We start from the raw sequence: 23,937 nt of genomic DNA, 5'->3' as shown, positions 1-23,937 counted from the left end.
GGCTACTCCAGGGAACGTATACTAGTGGGGTATATGTATTTGATAAATAGAGGATTGACTTGAGCCAAGCAAGAAAGATATATGAAGAATTTAAGTTCTAGTGGTAAGAAGAAAATTTTTCGTTTATGAATGGCATTCAATTATAAGTTGATATCATAATCAGCATAACGCATTATTATTGACATTTTCCTACGTACCAATACCGATTTTTATTTAGCTATGCTTCAACTGTTAACTATGTAAAAAAAAATTGTTCACACAATACTCCGTTTCATATTCATGCTTTTTGTGACATGTATTGCACACATATACTTCCTAATTTGTTTCCATGATAACCCTCCTGGAATTCTTGAAAACTTCAGACGAAATTCTTATTTCCATTATATCACCAACTCTTATTTCTGCAGCATAACAATAAAACATTTTAACGTTCTTTCATTTTAATTCCTGCTACATTGCACTTCTTGAGCTATCGTCTTACCATTTCTTTTCCATATTAAGTTAGGCATTCTATCATAATTAGACATTATGGAAAATTCCTATCTATTTGACTTATTACTATGTTATTGGTAGTATGAAAGCGCATTCAAAACTAGGATTGGGGGAAGGATTATGGCAAAAACGATGTATGCGTTGGATTTGAGTAAGCCGATGGAGGAGCAGGCACATCCGGGACACAATCGGTGGCATCCGGATATACCCGCAGCTTTTTCTGTAGACCCTGGAACGTCTTTTAGGATGGATTGCAAGGAATGGACCGATGGACAAATTCAAAATAACGATAGTGCGGAAGATGTACGAACCGTTAATTTGACGCGTGTCCATGTATTAAGTGGTCCGGTGTATGTGAATGGTGCAGAGCCTGGTGATTTGCTCGTTGTAGATATTTTGGATATTGGAGCACATCAGGGGTATGAGTGGGGTTTTAATGGGATTTTCGCAAAGGAGAATGGTGGTAGTTTCTTAGTCGATCATTATCCAGAGGCGGCTAAATCGATTTGGGATTTCGAAGGGATTTATACGACTTCCCGTCATGTGCCTGGCGTTAAATTTGCAGGGTTGATTCACCCAGGACTCATTGGGGTTGCGCCTTCTATGGAACTATTGCAGAAATGGAATGATCGCGAGCAGAAGTTAATTGATACAGATCCAAACCGTGTTCCTGCTCTAGCAAACGCACCTACTTCTGAAAGTGTCGTACTCGGAAATTTAAAAGGCGCTGAATTTGATCGAATTGCAAAAGAAGGTGCCCGGACAGTGCCGCCTCGTGAAAACGGTGGAAACTGCGATATTAAAAACCTATCAAAAGGTTCGAGAATTTACTTCCCGACTTTCGTTGAAGGAGCCAAGTTATCTGTTGGGGATCTTCATTTCTCACAAGGGGACGGGGAAATTACGTTCTGTGGCGGAATCGAGATGTCCGGTTGGATTGAGCTAAAAGTAGATATTATTAAGGGTGGCATGGAAAAGTACAAGATTGAAGAGAATCCTGTATTCCAGCCTGGTCCTGTTGAACCAAATTATAATGATTTCCTTGTCTTCCAAGGAATTTCTGTAGATGACCGTGATGGCAGTCAACATTATTTAGATGCCAATCTTGCTTATCGAAATGCTTGTTTAAACGCCATTGAGTATTTAAAAACGCTCGGGTACACGGGCGAACAGGCGTACATGTTGTTGAGTACCGCACCTGTTGAGGGGCGCATTAATGGGATTGTGGATATTCCAAATGCGTGCTGTACAATTGCGATCCCGACACAAATTTTCGATAAAGACATTCGACCTAAGTGATTGAATGAGGAGGGTTAACCTTGCCTAGTTATACATTCCGATGCGAGGACTGTGGAGACTTTACATTGTTTTTCAAATCCATGTCTGGCAATAAAGAAACGGCTGAATGCCCTCATTGTCATGCTGTTGGATCACGGGTATTTTTGGCACCAAATCTCCACAAACTTTCTAGAGCCGTCAGTTCTAGAATTGAAAAAGGAATGGAGCCCCAACGAATGACAAGGAGCGAGTTAGGTCCTAAGCAGCCTAAAAAGAAGAAAAAGCTAAATCGGCCTTGGCAAGTGGGTTGATTGGACAAGCTATTGGAAATCCACGGAGCATTCGTTTGCTCCTGTGGATTTTTTGTTTATTTCAGAAAGGTTGCTTGGTTTGTGGTAAAATGGAGGCAAACTTGAGGTGGTGAATTGGATGACGGAGACGGACTCTACACATAAATTCATGATTAAGGAAGTCAGTCACTGGGATGGACAATGGGAACTGATTGATGGTGTTCCGTTCAATATGACACCAGCACCATCAGCGACACATCAACGGATTGTGGGCGAGTTGTTTTTTGCTTTGCGAAGTTATTTTGGTACAGATGGATGCGCAGTATTTATCGCTCCTTTTGATGTACAATTGGATAAATCAGATGATTATACAATCGTACAACCTGATGTATCTGTATTTTGCAGGAGGGAACTGATTTGTGAGCATCGGGCAATTGGATGTCCTGATCTACTTGTTGAGGTTCTTTCACCTTCTAGGGCGCTCAAAGATCGAAATCAAAAATTCAAGTTATTTGAACGTAGTGGCGTTCAAGAGTTTTGGATAGTCGATGCGCACAATCAAACAGTTGAAGTATATGGTCTGTCTGACGGTCATTATCGTGAGCGTGCAGTTTTCGGACATACTGATACATTACGTTCCTTCCAATTCCCTGATTTACAAATTGAGTTAAAGCGTATTTTGTTTGCTTGAGTTTGTATAGTCTACACCGTCCTGGACACGCTAACCGTAAACAGGATAGGAGTGGTGGATGATGATGCCGGACCGTGTGCCGCTTGCAGAGTTAAATGCTGAGCAGTTGAAATTGTTGAGTGATTTTGAGGATGAATTGGGCGTAACATTAATCGCCTATGAAAGTTCCATGCATGAGACGAATCATATTGTGGAATCGGATGTTTAATGAGCAAGGGCTATCAGTTGGTAGCCCTTTTTTGTTGATCAACAAGAAAAGTCGATGTTTCGTTTTTCGCATCACAGGTACGGATACAGTTATCACAGGTTTCTGATCGTTTATCACCGATTCGGGCACTGTTATCACCGATTCTCGGCCCTTTACCACCGATTCGGACGCTGTTATCACCGATTCTCGACCAGTTACCACCGATTCGAACATTTACACCAACTTTCCCGCTCCTCTTCTTACAGTACTTCATTGCAACTAAACGACTAAAAAGTTCCCAATCACGCTTTCCAATGAAACATTTTTCTAGCAGCAATCGTTTTAATTATTAGATAATCCCTTTAGAAGGCGTGAGAGAAATACATACGGCACTACTCTATTATAAAATACATAAAATGACGGCAGAACCGAATGATTATGTTTGTTGGGCAATTGGCCTAATTGAAAACAACCAAACTTCTCCCTCTTTACTTATGCTCGCTTCTTTACGTACACCGCTTAATCCGTTTGAAGTGGAAAACTACTTTCATCGGGCCGTTCGTGAATTAGCGATACAACGCCCCTCCATTGAAGCATGCAGTATGCAGGTTACGCGTTGTTTATTATCAAAAGTTGTTGAAGAAAACGAGAAAGCACTTGACCATGCATACACGCTCTATCAAGTCTTGCGTGATGATTTTCCTGATGCTGATTCTGCTACTTGGTTTGCGTTGAGCGAACTCATAGATGATTACCGTTATGGGGATAATATTGAGAAGTTGACGGAAGATGAACTCATTAGAAGGATTGTCGAGAAAGCGAAAGAACAGTTAGATGCAATGGATAGTGAATGAAAGGAGTGACTGATCGTGAGAAAGATTGTGCTATTGTTAGCACTGATAACCGTCGTCATTGGTGTCGTTGTGTATATGAATCGGTTTCCAGCTCTCCCCTTTGAAGGAGCGAAAGGAAAAGAGGTTATAGAAGCACTTGAACGCTCCGAAGATCGATTGGTGAAGGTCGGTGAGGATGAAGCTAATTTTTGGTATATGACACGATATGGAGATAACGGAATGGCCGGTGTCGATGCAGAGGTGAAGGTGTTGCTTGAAAGAGATGGTTGGGAATTCGTTGAGAAAGATGGCAGCGGTCTATTTTTTACGAAAGACGATGAACGCTTAATCGCCACGACTCAAATGTGGACGAGTGATTATGTACTTGTGAAGATACCGAACACATTTCCGCAGTAAACCAATAATCGCCATCATACTGTAACCCGCGCGAAGCTACAACTTTCCGCGGGTTACAGTTTGATTCATTTGTCATTCACGTTCTAACGGCATTGAGCAACACCGAAAAGAGCCTCCGGATTTGATAATTTCGGAGAAGTCAATTTCGATGACTTCAAATCCGTGAGCGCGCATCGCTTTGTTTACTTCTTTGTTTTGAGGCTGGCTAAACACTTTGCCGTCCCCGATGGATAATACATTTGTACCAAGTGTAAACTGTTCCTCTTTTGACACTTCAATGCATGTGTATTTCTCCGTAAGCATCTCGACCATTTCTGCTGGCAAGGCTTCAGGGAAAATGAGTGCTGTCGTTGGTGATAGAATGTTGAACACGCAATCCAGATGCAAGTATTTTTCATCAAATGGTACGCGGATAATTTGGTGATTGGGCAAATCGCGTTGTAGATTGCGGACAGCTTGGTCAGATGTACGACTGCTAATGCCTACGTACACCTTGTCGCGATCAACAATCACATCACCACCTTCTACCCGATCGACTGTTGTTTGGTAGTCAATATTTTCTTCTTCCAGAAACTCTTCTAACGCTTCCTCTTCGCCTTTTCGGATGTCACTTGCCATCTCGGCAACGAACACTTCATCACCGACTGTGAATCCGATATCACGCGTGAATACTTGTTCCGGGAATTTTTCGGATGCGGGCAGTGTAATGACTTCCACGCCATGCTCCCGTAACAGTTTTTCAAATTCTTTATGTTGTTTCATCGCAATTTCGACGTCAATGTTTTCGTCTTTGTACTTTTCTTGTACGTCATTGATGACGTCTTCTATTGCCATGTATTTTGGTTGGCATATGATCACTCGCTTTAATGCATCATACTCTGTGTTGCATTGGGTTGCTGATTTATCTTCCACTGGGGAGCTCATCGTTTCATCCTCCACATCTATTTTTCTCTCCATACTGTTATTCCCTATCCAGATTGAAGTAAACGTTTTGAATCCATTTAAAAAGGACCCCAAGCAGAGGTCCTTTCAGCGTTTATTTCTCTTCACGTTCCAACTCTTTGTAGTAAGTGTCTACGATTGGATGAATGTCTGGATTGGTGTCATAGTAGGTGTCCCCAATTTGATGTAAAGTAAATTTGAATTCTGTTTGACCGTCAATAAGCGTAATCGCATAACGCCAGCCAACGCTGCCTTCTTGGTTTTCTTGAGGTGAATACTCAATAATTTTTACTCGGGATAGGAAATCATCAATTTGCTGTTCGTCAACCAATTCTTTTGAGTAGCCCGTCGAACCGTCTTGGATGATGACTTTATCGACGTGTTCAATATTTGCGTCTTCAAAGAACGCTCCTAGCTTTTGTGTTTTTGCATCTGAACATGCTGACAAGAGACATAAGCTTAACAAAAGTATGGCTAAGACATCATTTTTCACACGAGCACCTCCAGCATACGTACTTAATGAGTAGACGAATGATTGCGGAATTTCGTTACAGATTCTTTACGTTGCTGGAAGAGATGAAAGTTGAGCTTCTGATGGCACTGTTAGACAATAATTTTTGTTTTCCGTAAATTATTTCCCTTATCTTGTCGATTTCCCGGGAAATAGCGATTATTTCCTGCCAATTCCGTAGTATATATCCATTTCGGTTTCTGGGACCATGCTTCCGCCTGTTGCCCATACGAGATGGGTCGCTGATGATGAAGCAGCATTTTGTATGTCGTTTTGTATTGTGTGAATGGGGCCTGTCATGCCCGCTAATGCAGAAGGTTCTAGGCGGATTCCCTCTGTATCTGCCGTCATTGTCAGAAGTTTGAACATCGTGTCGTCTGAAATGGTGTAGCAACCTGCAAGCAGCGGTTCCATCTTTTTACCGACAAATCCTGACGGTGTGCCAACAGCGAGTCCATCCGCTGCAGTATGATTGTCTAATCCGAAATCTGCGACAGAAACTTTATCGTGAAGCTGTGTCATCATTCCGATTGTCATGCATGGCGCGTTTGTCGGCTCAGCAAAGAAGCAGTGGACATTGTCTCCAAATTGCAGCTTTAATCCGAAGGCAACGCCTCCAGGTCCTCCACCAACTCCACATGGCAAGTAGACGAATAGTGGATGATCCGCATCTACAACTCTTCCCTGTTCTTTTAATTGCGCAGCTACCCGTTCCCCCGCAACCGCGTATCCAAGGAACAAGTCGAGCGAGTTCTCATCATCGACGAAATGACATAAAGAATCCGATTCCGCTTGGCGTCTACCTTCCTCAACCGCTTTACTGTAATCGTCTGCGTATTCGACAACTGTAACTCCTTTTTCACGCAATAAGTCCTTCTTCCATTGTTTTGCATCTGCGGACATATGCACGGTGACATTGAAGCCGAGCTGCGCACTCATGATACCGATGCTCAATCCAAGGTTACCTGTCGAACCAACGGCAATTTTATGTTTGGCAAAGACATTACGGAATGCGGGTTCTGCGAATTTTGCGTAATCGTCTTCCGGTGAGATCAGTCCCTGTTCTATGGCAAGTGTTTCAGCATGTTTCAACACTTCGTAAATCCCGCCACGGGCTTTAATAGAACCAGAGATAGGCAATGCATTGTCTTGTTTGATCAGTAACGTACCTGGTATATCTGTGTTATACGTATGGGCTAGCGCTTGTTTCATTTCCGGAATTGCCGTTAATGGCGATTCAATGATTCCATGTGCTTCAGTTGTTTCAGGAAAAACCGCTTGTATGTAGGGGGCAAACCGTTGTAAACGATCACTTGCCTCTTTGACGTCTTTGAATGAAATGCCGGATTGCTCAATACCTTTCGCACTGTTTCCGTTTAAAGGGTTTACCCAAAGGACTTCCTTTTTATCGACGATTTGTTGAAGAAGCGGCAATTTCTTAATCCATTGTTCGGTTTGTAGCATGTTATCGACCCCTTTGCTATGTGAATGATTTGTTTCAGTATAGCATGCAGCGGCGAATTTTTTATTTATTCAACACATATGAATCAATTAATTCACGTGTTAAATCAAATCGGGGTGTCGTCGTGTCTTTACCATCCGCTTCGACACCGATGACGACGGTAATAATGCGCTCTCCATTAAATATTCCGGTACTCGCAAAGCACGATTCGGCAATTTCCGTGTAACCTGTTTTAAGTCCATCCAAACCCGGCATTGCTTCAGGCATCCCAGGAAGCATGAGGTTTGTAGACCATCTCTTTACACCTTCATCAGTTGTGAAATCGGTCATACGTGTGAACTCCAGAATCTCCGGATGCTCGTTGAGTACTGTTCGGGCAATAGCAGCGACATCTCGTGCAGTAGCTTGATTGGTCTCGTCTGCATCCAACCCTGTCGCATTGACGAAGTGTGTGTTTTTTAAACCTAACTGCTTGGCACGCTTGTTCATCTCAACGACAAATGCTTCTTCAGAGCCGCTAACCATTTCTGCGAGTGCTATTGTTGCGTCATTTGCGGAAATGACCGTCATTGCTATGAATAATTCTCTCACGGTGTATGTGGAGTTTGTGTCCATCCCCAATTTCACGGCATGCCGGTCTTGGTTCATTGCTACTGCGGACGGCTCGTACTTGTCATCCCAAGATAGATCGTTATTGGCGAGTGCCTCTAAAATAATATATTGTGTCATCAGTTTTGACATGCTGGCGATAGGAAGTGCTTGTTTGCTGTTTTTTTCATACAATACCTTTCCTGCTTCATTCATAACAATTGCAGCTTTTGCATCGTAACTTAAAGGAACTGCTTCCTTTTTCGACGTTTTGTCGTTCATGAAAAACAATGCCGCTCCCAAAACGGCTAGTAAAATGAGTACTCGTTTTTTCATAGAATCCCACCTTTTTCGTAGTGTTTTTATTGTCTACAATGAAGATGAAGATTTATGCATCTTATTTCTGAAGAATTACTGAAGATTTTCATTGCTAGGCATGCAGTCTAAGTGCACACACCACCTTGCCTCATGCAGAATATTCTAAGTATACAACGTCAATGATGGTGGTGATTTAGTATTTCCAGTCATCATAATGGTGAAACGATACTATATTGTGATGAGGACCAATTTATTTTTGATAGATGGTTGTAGGGAACGCTCATTTAGTAAGACTGGTTGGAATTTATCCGCAAACTGGCGCAGTCCATTGTTCGCCTTGCTTTTTGTGAAGTAAGTGCGAGCGAGCAGGCTTTGTGCATAGTGGGCAATCCAAGGTTGGGGCAATGAGTCACAACGGTTCGGGGAGGGGTTCCTACAGTCGATGAGAAATCATTTCGACGGGTTCATTGCTAACTAAACTGAAAATGGAGGTTTTGGCCAATCCGGCTGTGGTTCTGTAGATTGGTAATTCGTAGCGCCCACACAGCGAACTGCGCTATCTTTAGTAATACCATTGTGTTAAGAGACAAGGCTCTGCCAACGGAGTGAGTTGGTGGAGTTTTTTGTTTGGAGGGGTATGCGGCGTTTGGCTGGGTTATGCGGCGTTTGGCTGGGTTATGCGGCGTTCTGCTGGGTTATGCGGAGTTCTGGAGAGTTATGCGGAGTTCTGGGGAAGTATGCCGCGTTTCGATGATATATGAGCCGTTTGAAAGAAATTTGCGGCTTTATAAAGAGTTATGCTTAGCTTGATGAAATTTGCTTGTTTCGCGGGTAAGTGCTTCTACCGAATTGTTTTTGTCGCGCTAAATGCCTTTCACACTTTAACGGGCTGCTTCGAGGGATAGGCCGTTCGTAACAAATTGTTTATTAGAATTGTGAAAGTGATTGATAGACGTTAGAAGGTGAGCAATAGAACGCAAATGCTGTACTTCTCTTTATTGCAACGCAATTTCTAACACAGAAATCTCCTTGTCACTATTACCTGTTAGGCTTACATAACAGAAGCTGCCGAGATGACATCGGCAGCTTCATTGATATATTCATAATTTTGTTCGTACGTCCCATAGTTCAGGGAAAAACTGATGATCCAGTACAGACTTCAAATAATTGACGCCTGAGGAGCCGCCTGTGCCGGCTTTGAATCCGATGATACGCTCCACCGTCTTCATGTGGCGGAAGCGCCATTGCTGGTGGCTGTCTTCGATATCGACGAGTTTTTCGGCGAGTTGATACAAATCCCAGTATGTGTCGACATCACGGTAGACGTCGAGCCATGCTGCCGCAACCGTTGGATCCCCTTTGTAAGTAACCGAGAAATCCCGGTTCAACAAGTCTGGATTGATGGCAAAGCCTGCTCGTGAGAGGGCACGGATGGCAACATCATAAATCCCGGGTGCTTCATAAGCTGCTGTTAATTCGCGGGCGAGCGCTGGATCTTTCTCGTAAATTTTCAAGATATGTGGCTGTTTATACCCTAACGCAAATTCGATGAGACGGTTTTGGTACGATTGAAAACCTGATGCACGGCCGAGGCTATCACGGAATTCCATGTATTCAGCTGGCGTCATTGTCGCAAGGACATCCCATGCCTGGATGATTTGTGATTGCACTTTTGAAACACGGGCAAGCATTTTGAACGCTTCTGGTAGTTCATCTTCTTCAATCAATTCAATTGCCGTGTTCAGTTCATGTAAGATGAGCTTCATCCATAGTTCGCTCACTTGGTGGATGACGATAAACAACATTTCGTCATGATGACCCGACAACCGTTCTTGGCTCGATAAGACTTTATCCAGGCGCAAGTACTCGCCGTATGTCATGTTCTCTCTGAAATCTGTATGAATCCCTTTTTCACTCATCGTCTAGTCTCCTTATAACAGCGCGCACTGGACTTCCATCCGCTCCCGCAATTGGCAATGGTAATGCGATTAATTCATAAAAGCCTGGGTGGATTGTATCGAGTACGATATTTTCCAAAATGAGCACTCCATTGTCATGGAGGGCATGATGCGCGTCTAGTGTCTTGCTCGATTCGGGGTCAACGGATGGCGTATCTACACCAATCAGTTTTACACCGCGTTCTTTCAGAAACGGACCAATATCTGCTCGGAGCACTGTAAATGTTTCTGGAAATATAGTTGGATCTGGTCGACTTCCTGTTTTTAATAAAATTCGTTCTGCTCCACCGAAATCGTGCGCTTCCAAATCGGAACGACCGACGCTCTCAAGACCCGTCACATCAATGATTTTCGCCCGACCGATATAGACGTCAAGCGGCAATTCATGTACTTTCATTCCCTGATCATCATAATGAAACGGCGCATCAATGTGCGTCCCCATATGCGTACTCGTTGTCAGTTTTCCGATATTAACCGAACCGGTTACTGCTTTCGGAAAAGCGACTTCATACGTAAATGGCGTATCCCCTGGCCATTCTGCAATGCCGTTATGCAACGGCTGTGAAATATCGATCCACTTCCCTGTCATGCGACGACACCTCTCTTATTTTCAAATTGTTCATAGCGTTTCTCATCCATGATGACTTTTAATTTTTGAACGGTATGCCAGACGTCTTCGAATGTGTTATATAGTGCAACGGGTGCTAGCCGAATGCCGTTTGGAGCTCGGAAATCCGGGATGACGCCATCTTGCTTTAACGCTTTGCAAATCCGCGCTGCTTCTGCATGTTCCAGTAAAAGATGTCCACCGCGAGATTCATCGATTGGATTGCCGATCGTAAAGCCTGCATCTGCTAATTCTTGTTCAATTAACGCCAACATAAAGTTTGTCAGTTTCAATGACTTTTCACGGATTGCTTCGATGCCAATTTCCTCGAACATTTCAAGCGAACCGATCACGGGAGCCAAACTCAATACGTGAGGGGTACCAATCTGGTATGCACCGACATCTGTAGCCGCATCCATTGTATGTGCCATATCAAATTGTGATGCCTTTTTCGAACCGAACCAACCAGCTAGGCCTGGCGCTTTGCCAAAATGCTTTTCGTGAATGAACAGCCCTCCGACGGAACCGGGTCCACCGTTTAGATGTTTATACGTGCACCAAAATGCAAAGTCCACGCCCCAGTCATGCAGTTCATGCTCAACGGATCCAACAGAATGACAAAGATCGAACCCGATTGGAATGTTTCGTTCATTTGCGGCTTTCGTCAACTTTTCCATATCCAGCACTTGGCCACTGCGATATAAAACCGCTGGTAAAACGATAAGCGCAACTTCTTCCGTCATCGCTGCAATAATGTCATCTTCTCGTAAATACCGACCATCCGGGCTAGCCACGCGGATAAAATGCTCATCCGGCTCGTACCCTTTTAGCTGCAACTGACTTTTCAACGCATAAATATCCGAAGGGAAGTTCAATTCGTCCGCGAGTATCTTTGTTTGATTCCCAATCGGCTTATAAAAAGTCGCAACGAGCTGATGCAAGTTTGTTGTCGTTGAGCCTGTGGCGATCACTTCGTTTGCTTTCCCACCAACGAGCGGTGCCATTTTCTTACCGACTTCTTCGGAAAGATAAAACCACGGATGCTCCCCTTCCGTCCACCCGTCAATGCCGAGTGTCTTCCAAGAATCAAGCAACTGCAGCAGTGTGCGCTCTGCTCGTTTGGATAATAAACCGAGTGAATTGCCATCCATGTAAATCGTATTTTCAAGTATGTAAAATTCGTCCCGATACGTGGCAAGTTTGTCTTCCCGATCCCATTGTTGTGCTGTTGACAGCGTGTGTTGTCTCATACAGATTCCCCTTTCTGTTCGTTGAGAAAAGCATAGCATATGACAGCCTGCCCACGATACACAAAAAGACCAGCGTTCCGGCCAGCCTTTTTCGATTCTTTACTGGAGACGGTTGATGAGTAATGAGTCAGATACCTCTTCGAGCACCGGTAGGTTGTTCAAAGTGTTATCACCGACTTCTGACTCGTTATCACCGATTCGAAGCACTTTATCACCGATTCGCCGAAAAACACTAACCTACAAACGTCCCGCGAAAGATTCAGAATCGTTTTGGGGACAGGCACCAAAACAATTCTGAAATCTTAACAAAGGGTGAAATACACAAAAGAAAAAACAACCTACTCTCACACGCGTTGTTAGAAGAGATGGTTGTTTATTTGGATAGTGAATGTTAAGGAAAACGTATTATTTAAACCAACCTTTTTCCTTAAAACGTGAAATTGCTTCAATGCGATTGCCGACTTCCAATTTCTCGAGTATGGTCGAAATGTAATTCCGCACGGTTCCTTGGGTCAAATATAGTTCTCCGGCAATTTCTTTTGTCGTCTTTCCTTCGGCTACTAGTTCAAGTACTTGGCTTTCGCGATCCGTTAATGGATTGACCGTGTCGTCTTCGTAGGCGATGTCGACAAGCTCAGGGGCATAGATGCGTCGACCATCTTGAATGGCGTGAATGGAAGTGACAAGCTCCTCGATTGGGCTATCCTTCAGTAAATAGCCTCTTACACCGGCTTTTCGTGCGCGTTCAAAGTATCCAGCTCGAGCAAACGTCGTGAGAATAATAATCTTGCATTCCATTCCTACAAGCTCTTCTGCTGCATCCAAGCCGGTTTTCACAGGCATTTCTATATCCATAATGCAAATATCAGGGGCGTGTGTCTTGACGAGTTGCACGGCTTCCTCGCCGTTCTTCGCCATTCCCACGACTTCCATATCGTCTTCCATGTTTAATAAAGATCCGAGTGCGCCCAACATCATTCCCTGATCTTCCGCGATGACAATTCGAATCATGACAAACCCTCCTCTACTTGATGAGTAATCACAACCGGCATATTAATCGTCAATTTTGTTCCTCGATCATTTTCTGTTTGCAATGAACCATTGACAAATTCCAATCGTTCTCGCATGCCTTTCAACCCACTACTCACTGATTTCTGCTCTTTCATTCCGACACCGTTGTCATGCACAATAATTGAAATCGAATCACCGGTTTGCTTGAAATGAATGATACATTCCGTTGCTTCACTATGTTTAACAACATTTGTGACGGCCTCTTTCAAACACATACTCAATACATTCTCTACGTTTGAAGGAATTGAGGTGACAATCGGATTGCCTTCTAATTTCATGTCAATTTCTGCAGCTAAGAGGATTTGACGAACCCGAAGCAATTCATCCGAAAGCTTCGTCGCGCGCATATCCGCTACAAGTTCTCGCACTTCTTTTAGTGCTGTACTCGCAGTTTGCCGAATATCATTCAGTTCCTTCTCCGCATTCTCAGGATTTTTGTGAATCAATCGCTTCGCCAAATCACTTTTCAAACCAATCATCGACAGCTTTTGTCCAAGTGTATCATGTAAATCACGCGCAATCCGCTCACGCTCTTCTAGCAGGATTAATTCGGAAATACGATCTTTTGCATCTTCTAGCTGTCCTTCCAAGTTCTCGCGTTTACTGCGATTGTACAAGTTAAACGGCAACAAGATTACCCCGATAATCGTGATAATAATAAAATGCACTTGCGGCAGGAACAGGTTAAGATCAATGAAGAAGCCCGCCACTACAGCCCCGATCGTAAACGCAATATGTAAGCCGTACATGATGAAAAAGCCTACAGGGTTCCGGATGTTCCCGATGAAAAACGCGGTGAAAATGGAGAAATATACATAACCAAACAACAGCGTCATGACGACATTGATGGCCATTTCAAAGCTGAGCCACATATAGACAAGCCCGCTCTTTGATTTGAATGAAAAGAAATAGGAAATGAAGAACAGTAGCAATAAGCTAATACCGACCGAAATTTCAAGAGCAGCCCATGATTTGAATATGAAAAAGAACGGAAGGAGACAAAAAATGATCCAGGCGTAAATACTAAGCCACGGACTTTTCGGGATAATACTGTACCATTTTTGCATCAACTTCACCGCCCTTGTTCCATTCATTGTATCAAAAACGCGAATAATGAAACAACCACCCCACAACGGAGATGGTTGTAATGTTTTATTTACTGTCAAAGCTCGTACGCTTCGGTTTCAAATCAATTTTGGGTGTCGGCAGTTTAACGGCCTCTTTAACTTCTTTAAATGTAATGAACCGCTTGTTTGCTGGATCATACAATTTGTAACGAAGTGACTCTAAGCTCGTTTTAATCGTAATTGTTGTTGCTTGGTGTAATGGTGGTGTCGATTCATGCGCCATTTCCAAGTTATAGTTCGGAACGCGTGGCGCCAAATGATGGACGTGGTGGAAGCCGATGTTGCCCGTCGCCCATTGAAGGACTTTCGGCAATTTATAATACGAACTGCCTTCCACAGCCGCTTTCACATAATCCCACTCCGATTCTTCTTCAAAATACGAATCCTCGAATGTATGTTGAATATAGAATAACCAAATACCAAGCGCTGCCGCTACAAACATGATGGAACCTTGCACAATCAAAAACGCCTGCCAGCCGACAAGCCAGATCATCAACGCGTAAAGTGCGACAAGCGCAACATTTGTTAAATACGTATTGTAACGTTCTTTCGAGCGTGCATCTTTCCGGTTAATGCGCCCGGTAATAAGCACTAAATACAACGGTCCAAGTCCAAACATCACAAGTGGATTTCGATATGCACGATACTTCCAACGTTCCCATTTCGACGCTTCCACGTACTCTTCTATCGTCATAACCCAAATGTCACCGACACCGCGCTTATCCAGGTTGGAACTCGATGCATGGTGAATGGCATGCTCCCGTTTCCACTTTTCATACGGGAATAACGTTAAAATCCCTGTAATTGTCCCGACAATATCATTGGCTTTTTTATTTTTGAAAAATGAACCGTGCGTGCAGTCGTGGAAAATGATGAACGTCCGAACAACAAACCCCGCTGCAATGACTGCAATCCCAATTGTTAACCAAATAGACACTGACAAACTTTGATACGCCAAAAACCACAAAATGAATATGGGCGGCACCGTATTAATTAACTGAATAACACTCTTTTTCAAATCCGATTTGGCAAAAGGTGCAACATTCTTATGCAATTGCTTCGTCTTTTCCTTGCTCATTTTTTTACAGCCTCCTCGAAGTTTTTCCTTGTTTACAATACTAAAGCGTTTTCGAGGCGAGCAGAATAGATGAACGTCATGAATTTGCATATGATATCTGTCATTTATTGTGAAGTTTTTCACAAAGATGGCGTGTTAGGGATAGTTATCGATCGAGTTCACAATTTATTCGATTGGATAGCATGCGTTATCGATTGTATAGCTGAAGTTATCAATCGTATAGACAAAGTTATCGCCATATCGGGACCTTTGACGCATCAACTTTACCGCCTTGCTAACAGAGCATGTATTGCAAAAAGCATTTCTGTGCGACAATAACTCGCAATTGAATTGATTACTCCCGCAGTCTCAGCTACGTTCTCTACAAAGATTCTTTTCATCAAAAAAAAGACCCTGCTCGAGGATCTTTTTGGCAAGCCGTTCTCTTACTACAGAAACTTTTCATTTCCCTAGAAAGTTAGCTAAAAGAGGTAGGGAAACCAACACTACCACACTTTGAATAAACGTCAGCAACAGATCTTTTTTCCAACTGTTTCTTTGCGGATCGCGATACAGGATTCTTTGAAAAACAAGAAATGCGCCCCACCATATGACTAAACTGAATATGGCCGAACCAACACTACCGTACATTTCACTATACAAAACCCCATCCCCTTTCATTCAAAAAGCACAAAAAGCATTATTGAATGGCATCTACAGCGGTTTGAATCGTCATTTCACTAATTTCATAATGACTGCCGTGCCAGGTCACCTGCCCCTCATTCAACAGAAAGAGTTGTGGGCTCTCATGCCGAATCCCTAAATCACGTTCAATTTCATTGGAAACGGGACGGCTTCGTTGAACAATGACGACATACTTTGGAATGGATGTACGAAATGCTTCGAACACTCGATAGCCAGCTGCACTAATTGGGCATGTCGAGCTATGTTTAATGACGAATACGGGTGTCGACTTTGATTGCTCATGTACAGCTTTCCATTCTTCGATAGATTGTATTTCTTTCATTCTAATCGCTCCTCTCCCATTTCCATCCATTATAGACAACTGCACAGCGGCTTCACAACCGTTTACCTCGCATTGCCTATTTCCCAAGGAATAATCCTCATTTCTTCCAATTTACACAGGTGCTTCATGGCGATTTCTAACACATAACAGCAAGGCAACTAGCACTGCAGCTAGGCCCACTTGTGCCCAATCCTTTGTAAGCAAGAATAAAAACAACGGCGTAAGGGAAATTGCCGTAAACCCCGTTGCCGAAAAGGTTTTCAAGAACGGTTGCAGGATGAGAAAAGCAAGGACAACGAGACCCACTGCAAATGGATTGAATGCTAGCATCCCTCCGATGAACGTCGAAATGCCTTCGCCCCCTTTGAACTTGGCGACAACGGGAAAAATATGTCCAAGCATCGCCGCCAACAAACTGATCAGTTGTATGCTTTCAGATAATCCTAGAGACTTCGCGAGCAACACTGCGACAACGCCTTTCATCGCATCGCCGAGAAACGTAATCACAAACGCTTTCTTACCAAGCACCCTCCCCATATTGCGTGCGCCTGGATTCCCACTGCCCTCAACCCGAATATTTCTTGCATAGAATAACTTACCTACTACAGATGCCGTTAAAAAGTTGCCAGCTGCATAGGCGCACATTATGACGAGCACTACATCCATTCACGCTCCCCTTTCTACATTTACTGGTAGATATTTTGGCATTACTTTTTTCCGTGCGACATGATGAAAGAACGTTCCGTGAGATATGGGAAATTCCAGGAACATTCTCGTCGTGCGACATGCTGGTACTCTTCACTCACTAGTTCTAAGATCATGAAATGGCGATAACTTTGTGAATTCGATTGATAACTTCGCTTATCCAATCGATAACTTCACGTATCCAATCGAATACGTTGTGAACTCAATTGATAATGAGGTACCATGACTCTTTTGAGACATACCTTGCCAGATAAATTCTCTTAAAACACGCACACTTATTATGAAGTGCAATCTCCACCCATTTCTTGTACAATAAAGCGCAGTAGAAAGGATGAATGGGATTGAAAGGACTACCTTCGCGCCTACTTTTAGCTTTATTATTATGTATACTCTATGGCAGCACGTTTGCTTTTATTGCAAGTAACATTGACAGTACCCTCATTACACAATTTGACGACACCGTAATTTCTGTCGTTCAAGGATGGGAAGCGGATTGGCTCACTCCGATTATGAAAACTTTCACGTTCATCGGGTCAACAAAAGTCGTAATTCTGCTTGTTCTTATCGGATTTGTCATCTTGTTTTTCGGATTGCGGAACCGTTCGCAAGCTTTTTTCTTCCTCTTCGTCATGGCCGGAACAGGGCTGTTAAACCAATCTTTAAAATTTGCGTTTCAACGGGCACGTCCCGATACAAATCGATTAATTGACATAACAGGTTTCAGTTTTCCAAGCGGACATACGATGCTTGCATTCAGTTTGTACGCGGTGAGCGCATACATTGTTTGGCGTCACATTCAGACAGCTACTAGTAAAGTTGCCCTTGTCACGTTCGTCATTTTCATGTTCGGAATGATCGGAACGAGCCGTATTTACCTTGGTGTGCATTATCCAAGTGACATTGTCGGCGGCATAGCGGCAAGTGCATTTTGGGTCATTGTCGCGACAGCCGTTTATGGATTTATTCAACGACGCCGGCAACGAAAATTTGGGCAATAAACGAACGTATAAACAACGGCTCCTCAATCGAGTGGAGCCGTTTAATGCCTACTCCGTATACTTTTTTGCTTCATCTTCCGTCAATACACGCGGCTTGAAATTGCCAACTTCGACGTACTCCACCCGATCATCGACAACCACTTTAAATATATACGCATCACTTGTCTTCTCAATCGATGTATACATTTGACTCTGTTCTTCATAGTACCCTTTCAATTCCGTTTCTACCCAAAACGGTACGTCTTCCTTTCGAACAACTTCCTTTTCTTCTTTCTCTTTCTGCCATTGCTGCTCAACTTCCGGATGTAACCTGAAATAGATGCGTTGCAAAAAGTCAATCACTTCACCAAATCCGATAATCAGAATGCCGTACAGCGCATGTCTCGCCAGAATACTAATAAATCCGAAGAAAGCTCCACCTGCAAGATAGCTTGAATACTGCATTTCTCCCCATTCATCTACAAACTGGCCGCCTAATTGCGCCGCCCCACCGAGGAAAAACATTGCGACAATAAAGCCCCATACCATCACAACAATACCAGCAATTTTAATCAGATAACCAATTGTAGTCTGTTTCTCTAAAAGTTTTGGCATGTCATCAACCCCTCTCGTTTCAATTTTCGATTTATATAATGTACGATACAACTAGCACAATAGTTTCAATAGAAGGAGGATAAAATGGTTCCGTTCACAGAACGAGTTGTCCAAATTATTTCAGAAATTCCAGCAGGACACGTCATGACATACGGACAAGTCGCGCGAGCTGCTGGCAACCCTCGAGGCGCAAGGCAAGTCGTTCGTGTGCTCCATTCCATGAGCGCGAAACATAACTTGCCATGGCACCGGATCATTAATGCACAAGGCGGAATTTCTACACCTTCCGACCGGGCGGATAAAGGAAATAGGCAACGTGATTTACTAGAAGCGGAAGGCATCGTTTTTGCAGACAACGGAAAAATTGATTTACACTGCTATCGATGGTTTCCAGAAGAGGAATATATTTGAGGATTTGTTTGGTGATTTACGGTGTTTAGTAGTGTGGATAGAGGATTTTAAAGTAATGCGTGAGTAGGTGTTTAATTGCTAAACTCTCGCTGTGTGTGGGGATATACAGAATTCCGGGGTTAACCCCTTAAGAAGGATTCATTTTAATGTAGCCAATCATGCTCTTTGCTTGCGTTTTTTGTTTAATCGCGACTGATCAGATCGCTTCAGATTCATAGTGTCGGACGCGCCATAGGGACAAAACACGTTCCACTTTGAATGTTCGTTGTGCTCTACGTAAGTAGCAATACGCAATAAATGAATCGCGATGGACCGATAGAATTTTAAGTCGTCTTTTCGTCAATGTTCCATCCGCACACATATAAATCATTTCTGCTACTTCACGACGCTCACACATTTTCAACACTTGGTTCCTCATACAAACGCCTCCCGTAAAGAACATTTGTTCTCATTATATGCAAACACACAATAAAATACAACTCAATTTGTACTCGAAAGGAAAGATGTATGATGTGGAAAGATTTTAAGGAATTCGCTTTTAAAGGCAATGTTATTGACCTGGCGGTAGCGGTCGTCATCGGTGCTGCATTCGGAAAAATTGTATCTTCGCTCGTTGAAAATATTATTACACCCTTCATCGGCATGCTAACAGGAAAAATTGATATTTCGAAGTTACACGTAGAGATTGGCAACGCAAATTTTACATACGGTCTATTTTTGCAATCCATCATTGACTTTTTAATTATTGCGTTCTCCATCTTCCTGTTCGTCCGTATTCTTATGAAATTCAAACGCAAAAAAGAACCGACAAAGAACGAAACACCTGCAATCGACGCAAAAGAGGAGCTGCTAAAGGAAATTCGAGATTTATTAAAGGAAAAGAACGGAATCTAACACATTACTATAAACCGCAAGCATCCATTTTTAGCTGGGTGCTTGCGGTTTTAATATCGGTGTATACATTATTCAGCCCCGGCTCCTCCCCCGCCGCCATCTCCTCCACCACTATATCCACCGCCTCCATCATACGAGCTACCTTTCGTTGTGGAACTACTACTTATCGATTTTAACTGTCCCCATGTCGAGTATGTGTAGTAGAGGGGATCTACTGCTAAGGTGAAAAGCGGTGCTAGCGGAGCAGCTGCCGGTAGATCATTCTTTAGTTTTGGGAGTCTTTTCTTGGATCTATTCAATAAATACGTACGGGTTATCCAGCTGTCATATTCATCTGGCGACAACTCAGAAATCAACCCTTTCTTTTTCATCCTGAATTTATTAATACTCATTTTTGTATAAATTGCAGTGATTGATCTCGGAAGGGCAATCGGGAGAAGAAAAAAGAACACCGCACTTACAACGACCATGTTTAGTATGGCTAGTTGCAACTCAGGATGTACGATTTGCGCGCCAACAGCAAACATACCGATGAAAAACACAATGGATGGCCACTTCTTTTTCGGGTTGGATTGATCCAGCATATAGCAAATAACGGCCACAATGATCGGAAATGAAATACCCCAGAACCCAGCAAGATCTACATAATACGCGAAACTCGTTACACCCATTAAGCCAACAAAAATGAGCAATTTGAGCGCTTTTGGCAGATTCGTTGAAAGTGCCCCAGCCTCTTTCATGAGTTGAAGCGTATCTTCATGCCAGATTTTGTGATTTTCTTGAAACCGAATTTGCTTTCGTACATCATTTCGATTGTTCCGATCAGCTTTCTTTGCAGACCCCGCAATGTCATGTAAATGAAATTTTCGATGACCTGCTCTCCCTTTGAACAACCAAGTGAGTAAATATTGCTCATGTGGAAGTATTTTTTTGTTCACATTCTTTGCTTGCCGGAAGACAAGCGTTTTGTCAGGCGCGCCTTCACTGTCTTTGAAGCGCGAGGCAGATTCCGACATTTCAACATCAAGAATGCCTCTCTCAACGAGCGCAAATAGGCCAGCGAGAAAACTTTTACGATTGAACTTCCCACTCTGATCAACATGCATTAAATAGATGGGATCTGTTTGTAAAATGAGATGAGTGTTTCCAAAAAAAGAAAAGATGCGTTGCTTGTATAGGACAAGCAAACCGATGAGCACAAGCATTACTATACTTCCATTATCGACGATTTTTGTCAGTACAGGGATGACGGCTAGCTTGGATAACATCTTTTCAATAGTCGCCGTTTCGTTTTCTACTACTTCTGAAAGTGATAGCGGTGCTGCTATTTTTGGCTGTTCGGTCATTAAAGTCGACGGGAATAGTAAACGGGTACTTGTCTCTGTACTTGCGGACGAAATGGGCGTTGTAAAAATGATCCCGTCGCGATAAACAGCAGGCTTTTGACCTTTTCGATCGTGCATAAATCCATGGATGTTGTTAACTCCCGCGTCACCAGGCAGCACGTACGATATCGTTACATTGTGCAAATCTGTGTCGTGATTTGGTCCGCTTTCAAAGTATGTGATCGCCATATCGCTATATGTATCGTATGAGATGACGGTGTTTTTCATCGTGTACGTGTAGAGTACAGAGACCGTTCTACTCCCGCCAGTATGCGTGATTTTATATGTTTCATTTACTCGTTTGCTCGATGCACGCGTTAAATCCTCATTGTTCAGTTCTCCAACAATCGGATCGGGTCGAGTGATTGTGTATGCTTCAAAATCAATTATTTGGTTTAGGTGTTTTTCTGGGAATGAACTTGTAAAATTTTTATACTCCCCGTCCAACGTATAAGTAAAGATTTCATTCACAAGTACATCCCCATTTGGTTGCACCCAGCCTTTAATTTGTACACGATCTACCGTAAAAGACTTGGCCGAGACATTCATCGGGACGATAAACAGCAAAATCATAAGAAAACATGTTAGTCTCTTCATTTCACAGCCTCCCTCGTTGTAAGAACATACGCAGAATGTCTGCAGATGGTTTCGTTTTTCAAGGATGAATTGTTTTATTGATTGGATTTGAATGGTATCAATCAAGTTCACATCTTATTCGATTGTATACGGGGAGTTATCAATCATATAAGCAAAGTTATCAATCGAATTCACTAAGTTATCGCCATTTCGTGACCTTTGAACCACGAATGAAAACAGATAGTTTGTTAAAGGCATTTGGCGCGACACGGATTACACCTGAATATGCCCGATTCCGCGGAGGAAGTGTCGTTTCAAATTTGTATCTGTCGCGCAGCAAGCACTTCACCAACTAGCAAGTATTCAACACCGATCTGTGTCAGCTTCGTGTCTCTCGTTGCCACCAGGGACAACTAATGCTACAATGGGAGGTAGGATTATCGATTAAAGGAGTGAAGTCTTCATGTGGTTCATTTACATCATGTACGCATTGTTTGCATTTATCCTTGTCGGCACAACATTTGGTCTTGTGAGCACGTTCAACAATCATAAGTGATTGTTGAGGTGCTTTTTTTATTTTATAAAATAAAGGAGTCCCTTCGCCAGAAACGGCGATGGGACTCCTTGTTTTATAAATTAAGTTTGAGGGGGTAAAATAGTCGGTGGTGCGAAATTCTCTCTGCCTTTTGCGAAGGTTTTCATTGCGTCATTTGGTTCCATCGCCATGGCACTTCCTGCTCCAGCAAATGATGCAAACAAAGCTGTCAATAATAGGACCGATACTGTCTTTTTCAAGTTTCTTCGTCTCCTTTGACATAATAGTACAAACTATATTTCTCCATTTTCTCTTCATCCCCAATGGAACGATAATAGTCTGCCAACTTCCAGGCTGTGCTTCTTGCTTCCTTTATATAACCATGTTTTGAGAGAAAAGGGAATGCTATTTCTTCACAATAGTCAAAAAGCTCTTGTTGGGAAATTTGAGCCTTTCTAAAGTAGGTAGTTAATATGGAAAGATATGCATCGTTTTTCCTAGCTGCAATCACTTCCAATTCCTTTAACAACTCTTCAGTATCAATATCTTCTTCCACTGCCGTGTGCAATAAATGAATTAAGATCGCTTGATAATAATCCGTTCCTTGCACGATAAGCGCGCGCAATTCCATTAACAACTCAAATGCCGACTCGTGCAAGCCTCTACGATTTTGTAGTTCCGAGTAATTGTATAAGGCACCTTGATACAATTCGTCTAGTTCCATCATCTTCGAATTGCGCAGCACAATTTTAAACAGTTCCTCCGCCTGGAGAATCAAGTCACGATTTGTGTAGGTGATTGCTAGTAGTAATTGAGCATGCAGCAATCGGATATAGTTGCAGTCTTTCTGGAAATGCTCCACGGCGAGTTCTGCAAAATAGGAAGAACGACCGTATTGAGCGCGCGTATGTAAGAGATACGCTTTTTGATAATATAACTCGCCTTCAAACAGGAACGGGATTCGCTCACGATACGCTTCAATTTGCTGGAGTCTTCGTTCAGCTTGCTCGTATTTTTGCGAAAAGATGTCGTACATGAAATAAAGGACTTTAGAAATCCCCTTTTCGTAATCATCAAATGTCGCTTCCAACTTATTTAAGACCGTCATTTGCTGAGTGGCCTTTGGCATATCACGCTTGTACAAATTGTAACGTAACGTATACAATTCATAACGGTTGAGCAGGTCCGTCGACTGTAAGTATTCTTCATTGCCAATTAACTCTTCATAGAGGTTCTCCATCGCTTTCCAATTGTAGTAAATTGAATGCCGAATAAAGTTCTCCAACTTTTCTTTCCATAGCGTATACGTCTGAACTTCCTTTGCCCACTCAACGTTCATCCGTTTGAAAAGCTCGTTCATCGTCTCCGTATGCGGTTCATACTTATTGGACTCGATCTTACTTAAATGGGATACAGAACAAATCCCCTCAGCTAATTCACCTTGCGTCATATTATTTTTCATTCGGAAATACTTCACGATTGACCCAACATACATCCGCATCGCCCCTTAACTATCTAATTATTCAAACACTATCATGTTTACAACTCAATTACATGAGAAAACAGTCCCAGGGGAGTAGAGGACTGTTTTCTCGATTCGGGATTTTAGGGAGGTTGCACTTTTAGAAGCGCTACCTCCTTTACTATAACAGACATTTCAACTATATGATATTGGGAAAATTCATTTCCCGAAAGACTCTCATTATTTTACTATATAAGTTAAAAGACTTATA

At 42.7% G+C, this 23,937-nt stretch carries 26 protein-coding genes; 9 read left to right on the top strand and 17 right to left on the bottom strand.

The window, feature by feature from the left end:
* Positions 1–612: 612 nt before the first annotated feature.
* The 6 genes from fmdA to NRI27_RS08535 all read left to right on the top strand — a co-directional run bounded on the left by fmdA (position 613) and on the right by NRI27_RS08535 (position 4,188).
* Positions 613–1,791, top strand: a complete 1,179-nt coding sequence (gene fmdA, locus NRI27_RS08560) for a formamidase (RefSeq protein ID WP_317943489.1) — start codon at positions 613–615, stop codon at positions 1,789–1,791.
* A 20-nt stretch (positions 1,792–1,811) separates the two neighbouring features.
* Positions 1,812–2,081, top strand: coding sequence for an FmdB family zinc ribbon protein (locus tag NRI27_RS08555; protein WP_371390347.1), 270 nt, complete (start codon positions 1,812–1,814; stop codon positions 2,079–2,081).
* Positions 2,082–2,199: 118 nt separating this feature from the next.
* Complete coding sequence (locus tag NRI27_RS08550; RefSeq protein ID WP_371390346.1) at positions 2,200–2,751, top strand: Uma2 family endonuclease; 552 nt, start codon at positions 2,200–2,202, stop codon at positions 2,749–2,751.
* 61 nt (positions 2,752–2,812) lie between these two features.
* Positions 2,813–2,959: a hypothetical protein gene (locus tag NRI27_RS08545; RefSeq protein ID WP_317943484.1), complete on the top strand. Its 147-nt coding sequence runs from the start codon at positions 2,813–2,815 to the stop codon at positions 2,957–2,959.
* A 350-nt stretch (positions 2,960–3,309) separates the two neighbouring features.
* On the top strand, positions 3,310–3,792 hold the full coding sequence (locus tag NRI27_RS08540) for a hypothetical protein (RefSeq protein WP_371390345.1): 483 nt from the start codon (positions 3,310–3,312) through the stop codon (positions 3,790–3,792).
* Positions 3,793–3,807: 15 nt separating this feature from the next.
* Positions 3,808–4,188: a type II toxin-antitoxin system HicA family toxin gene (locus NRI27_RS08535; RefSeq protein ID WP_371390344.1), complete on the top strand. Its 381-nt coding sequence runs from the start codon at positions 3,808–3,810 to the stop codon at positions 4,186–4,188.
* A gap of 72 nt (positions 4,189–4,260) precedes the next feature.
* Here NRI27_RS08535 and NRI27_RS08530 read toward each other — a convergent pair whose 3' ends face one another.
* The 12 genes from NRI27_RS08530 to NRI27_RS08475 form a co-directional block, all read right to left on the bottom strand.
* On the bottom strand, positions 4,261–5,112 hold the full coding sequence (locus tag NRI27_RS08530) for a dimethylarginine dimethylaminohydrolase family protein (RefSeq protein WP_371390481.1): 852 nt from the start codon (positions 5,110–5,112) through the stop codon (positions 4,261–4,263).
* Positions 5,113–5,224: 112 nt separating this feature from the next.
* Positions 5,225–5,623 carry a hypothetical protein gene (locus NRI27_RS08525; protein ID WP_371390343.1) on the bottom strand — a complete coding sequence of 133 codons (399 nt, stop codon included), beginning with the start codon at positions 5,621–5,623 and terminating at the stop codon, positions 5,225–5,227.
* Between the two features lie 177 nt (positions 5,624–5,800).
* Positions 5,801–7,105, bottom strand: coding sequence for a D-serine ammonia-lyase (locus tag NRI27_RS08520; RefSeq protein ID WP_371390342.1), 1,305 nt, complete (start codon positions 7,103–7,105; stop codon positions 5,801–5,803).
* Positions 7,106–7,166: 61 nt separating this feature from the next.
* The gene (locus NRI27_RS08515; RefSeq protein WP_371390341.1) at positions 7,167–8,027 is read right to left on the bottom strand and encodes a D-alanyl-D-alanine carboxypeptidase family protein; all 861 of its coding nucleotides are present in this window, start codon (positions 8,025–8,027) and stop codon (positions 7,167–7,169) included.
* A 1,082-nt stretch (positions 8,028–9,109) separates the two neighbouring features.
* The gene (gene kynA / locus NRI27_RS08510; protein ID WP_317943473.1) at positions 9,110–9,928 is read right to left on the bottom strand and encodes a tryptophan 2,3-dioxygenase; all 819 of its coding nucleotides are present in this window, start codon (positions 9,926–9,928) and stop codon (positions 9,110–9,112) included.
* Positions 9,921–10,556, bottom strand: a complete 636-nt coding sequence (gene kynB, locus NRI27_RS08505) for an arylformamidase (protein ID WP_371390340.1) — start codon at positions 10,554–10,556, stop codon at positions 9,921–9,923. Before kynB ends, kynA begins: the two co-directional genes overlap by 8 nt.
* A complete protein-coding gene (gene kynU, locus NRI27_RS08500; protein WP_371390339.1) occupies positions 10,553–11,824 on the bottom strand; it encodes a kynureninase in 1,272 nt (423 codons plus the stop codon). Before kynU ends, kynB begins: the two co-directional genes overlap by 4 nt.
* A 405-nt stretch (positions 11,825–12,229) precedes the next feature.
* Positions 12,230–12,835, bottom strand: coding sequence for a response regulator (locus tag NRI27_RS08495; protein ID WP_371390338.1), 606 nt, complete (start codon positions 12,833–12,835; stop codon positions 12,230–12,232).
* The gene (locus NRI27_RS08490) at positions 12,832–13,962 is read right to left on the bottom strand and encodes a sensor histidine kinase (RefSeq protein ID WP_371390337.1); all 1,131 of its coding nucleotides are present in this window, start codon (positions 13,960–13,962) and stop codon (positions 12,832–12,834) included. The genes NRI27_RS08495 and NRI27_RS08490 overlap by 4 nt, the downstream gene beginning before the upstream one ends.
* An 85-nt stretch (positions 13,963–14,047) precedes the next feature.
* Positions 14,048–15,100: a Delta(5) desaturase DesA gene (gene desA / locus NRI27_RS08485; protein WP_371390335.1), complete on the bottom strand. Its 1,053-nt coding sequence runs from the start codon at positions 15,098–15,100 to the stop codon at positions 14,048–14,050.
* Positions 15,101–15,779: 679 nt separating this feature from the next.
* On the bottom strand, positions 15,780–16,106 hold the full coding sequence (ytxJ, locus tag NRI27_RS08480; protein WP_371390334.1) for a bacillithiol system redox-active protein YtxJ: 327 nt from the start codon (positions 16,104–16,106) through the stop codon (positions 15,780–15,782).
* A gap of 111 nt (positions 16,107–16,217) precedes the next feature.
* Positions 16,218–16,772: a glycerol-3-phosphate acyltransferase gene (locus tag NRI27_RS08475; protein ID WP_317943461.1), complete on the bottom strand. Its 555-nt coding sequence runs from the start codon at positions 16,770–16,772 to the stop codon at positions 16,218–16,220.
* Positions 16,773–17,152: 380 nt separating this feature from the next.
* Between NRI27_RS08475 and NRI27_RS08470 the strand changes: the two genes are divergently transcribed.
* The gene (locus NRI27_RS08470) at positions 17,153–17,809 is read left to right on the top strand and encodes a phosphatase PAP2 family protein (protein ID WP_371390333.1); all 657 of its coding nucleotides are present in this window, start codon (positions 17,153–17,155) and stop codon (positions 17,807–17,809) included.
* 48 nt (positions 17,810–17,857) lie between these two features.
* Here NRI27_RS08470 and NRI27_RS08465 read toward each other — a convergent pair whose 3' ends face one another.
* Positions 17,858–18,403 (bottom strand): hypothetical protein, encoded by a 546-nt coding sequence (locus tag NRI27_RS08465; RefSeq protein WP_371390332.1) that lies wholly within the window; start codon positions 18,401–18,403, stop codon positions 17,858–17,860.
* An 84-nt stretch (positions 18,404–18,487) separates the two neighbouring features.
* Between NRI27_RS08465 and NRI27_RS08460 the strand changes: the two genes are divergently transcribed.
* Entirely contained in the window at positions 18,488–18,814 is a 327-nt protein-coding gene (locus NRI27_RS08460; protein WP_371390331.1) for an MGMT family protein, read from the top strand.
* Between the two features lie 196 nt (positions 18,815–19,010).
* Here NRI27_RS08460 and NRI27_RS08455 read toward each other — a convergent pair whose 3' ends face one another.
* The gene (locus tag NRI27_RS08455; protein ID WP_371390330.1) at positions 19,011–19,232 is read right to left on the bottom strand and encodes a WYL domain-containing protein; all 222 of its coding nucleotides are present in this window, start codon (positions 19,230–19,232) and stop codon (positions 19,011–19,013) included.
* A 92-nt stretch (positions 19,233–19,324) separates the two neighbouring features.
* On the opposite strand from NRI27_RS08455, the gene mscL reads away from it, so the two are divergent.
* Positions 19,325–19,708: a large conductance mechanosensitive channel protein MscL gene (gene mscL, locus NRI27_RS08450; RefSeq protein WP_317943450.1), complete on the top strand. Its 384-nt coding sequence runs from the start codon at positions 19,325–19,327 to the stop codon at positions 19,706–19,708.
* 68 nt (positions 19,709–19,776) lie between these two features.
* Here the strand turns inward: mscL and NRI27_RS08445 are convergent, their stop codons facing one another.
* The 3 genes from NRI27_RS08445 to NRI27_RS08435 form a co-directional block, all read right to left on the bottom strand.
* Positions 19,777–21,690 (bottom strand): DUF2207 domain-containing protein, encoded by a 1,914-nt coding sequence (locus tag NRI27_RS08445; RefSeq protein ID WP_371390329.1) that lies wholly within the window; start codon positions 21,688–21,690, stop codon positions 19,777–19,779.
* A 615-nt stretch (positions 21,691–22,305) separates the two neighbouring features.
* The gene (locus NRI27_RS08440; RefSeq protein WP_371390328.1) at positions 22,306–22,464 is read right to left on the bottom strand and encodes a hypothetical protein; all 159 of its coding nucleotides are present in this window, start codon (positions 22,462–22,464) and stop codon (positions 22,306–22,308) included.
* Positions 22,461–23,699: a helix-turn-helix domain-containing protein gene (locus NRI27_RS08435; protein ID WP_371390327.1), complete on the bottom strand. Its 1,239-nt coding sequence runs from the start codon at positions 23,697–23,699 to the stop codon at positions 22,461–22,463. Before NRI27_RS08435 ends, NRI27_RS08440 begins: the two co-directional genes overlap by 4 nt.
* Positions 23,700–23,937 lie beyond the last annotated feature (238 nt).

This window comes from Sporosarcina sp. OR05 (assembly GCF_041414805.1).
GTDB lineage: Bacteria > Bacillota > Bacilli > Bacillales_A > Planococcaceae > Sporosarcina > Sporosarcina saromensis.
This window is presented reverse-complemented; position numbering and strand designations above follow the sequence as displayed.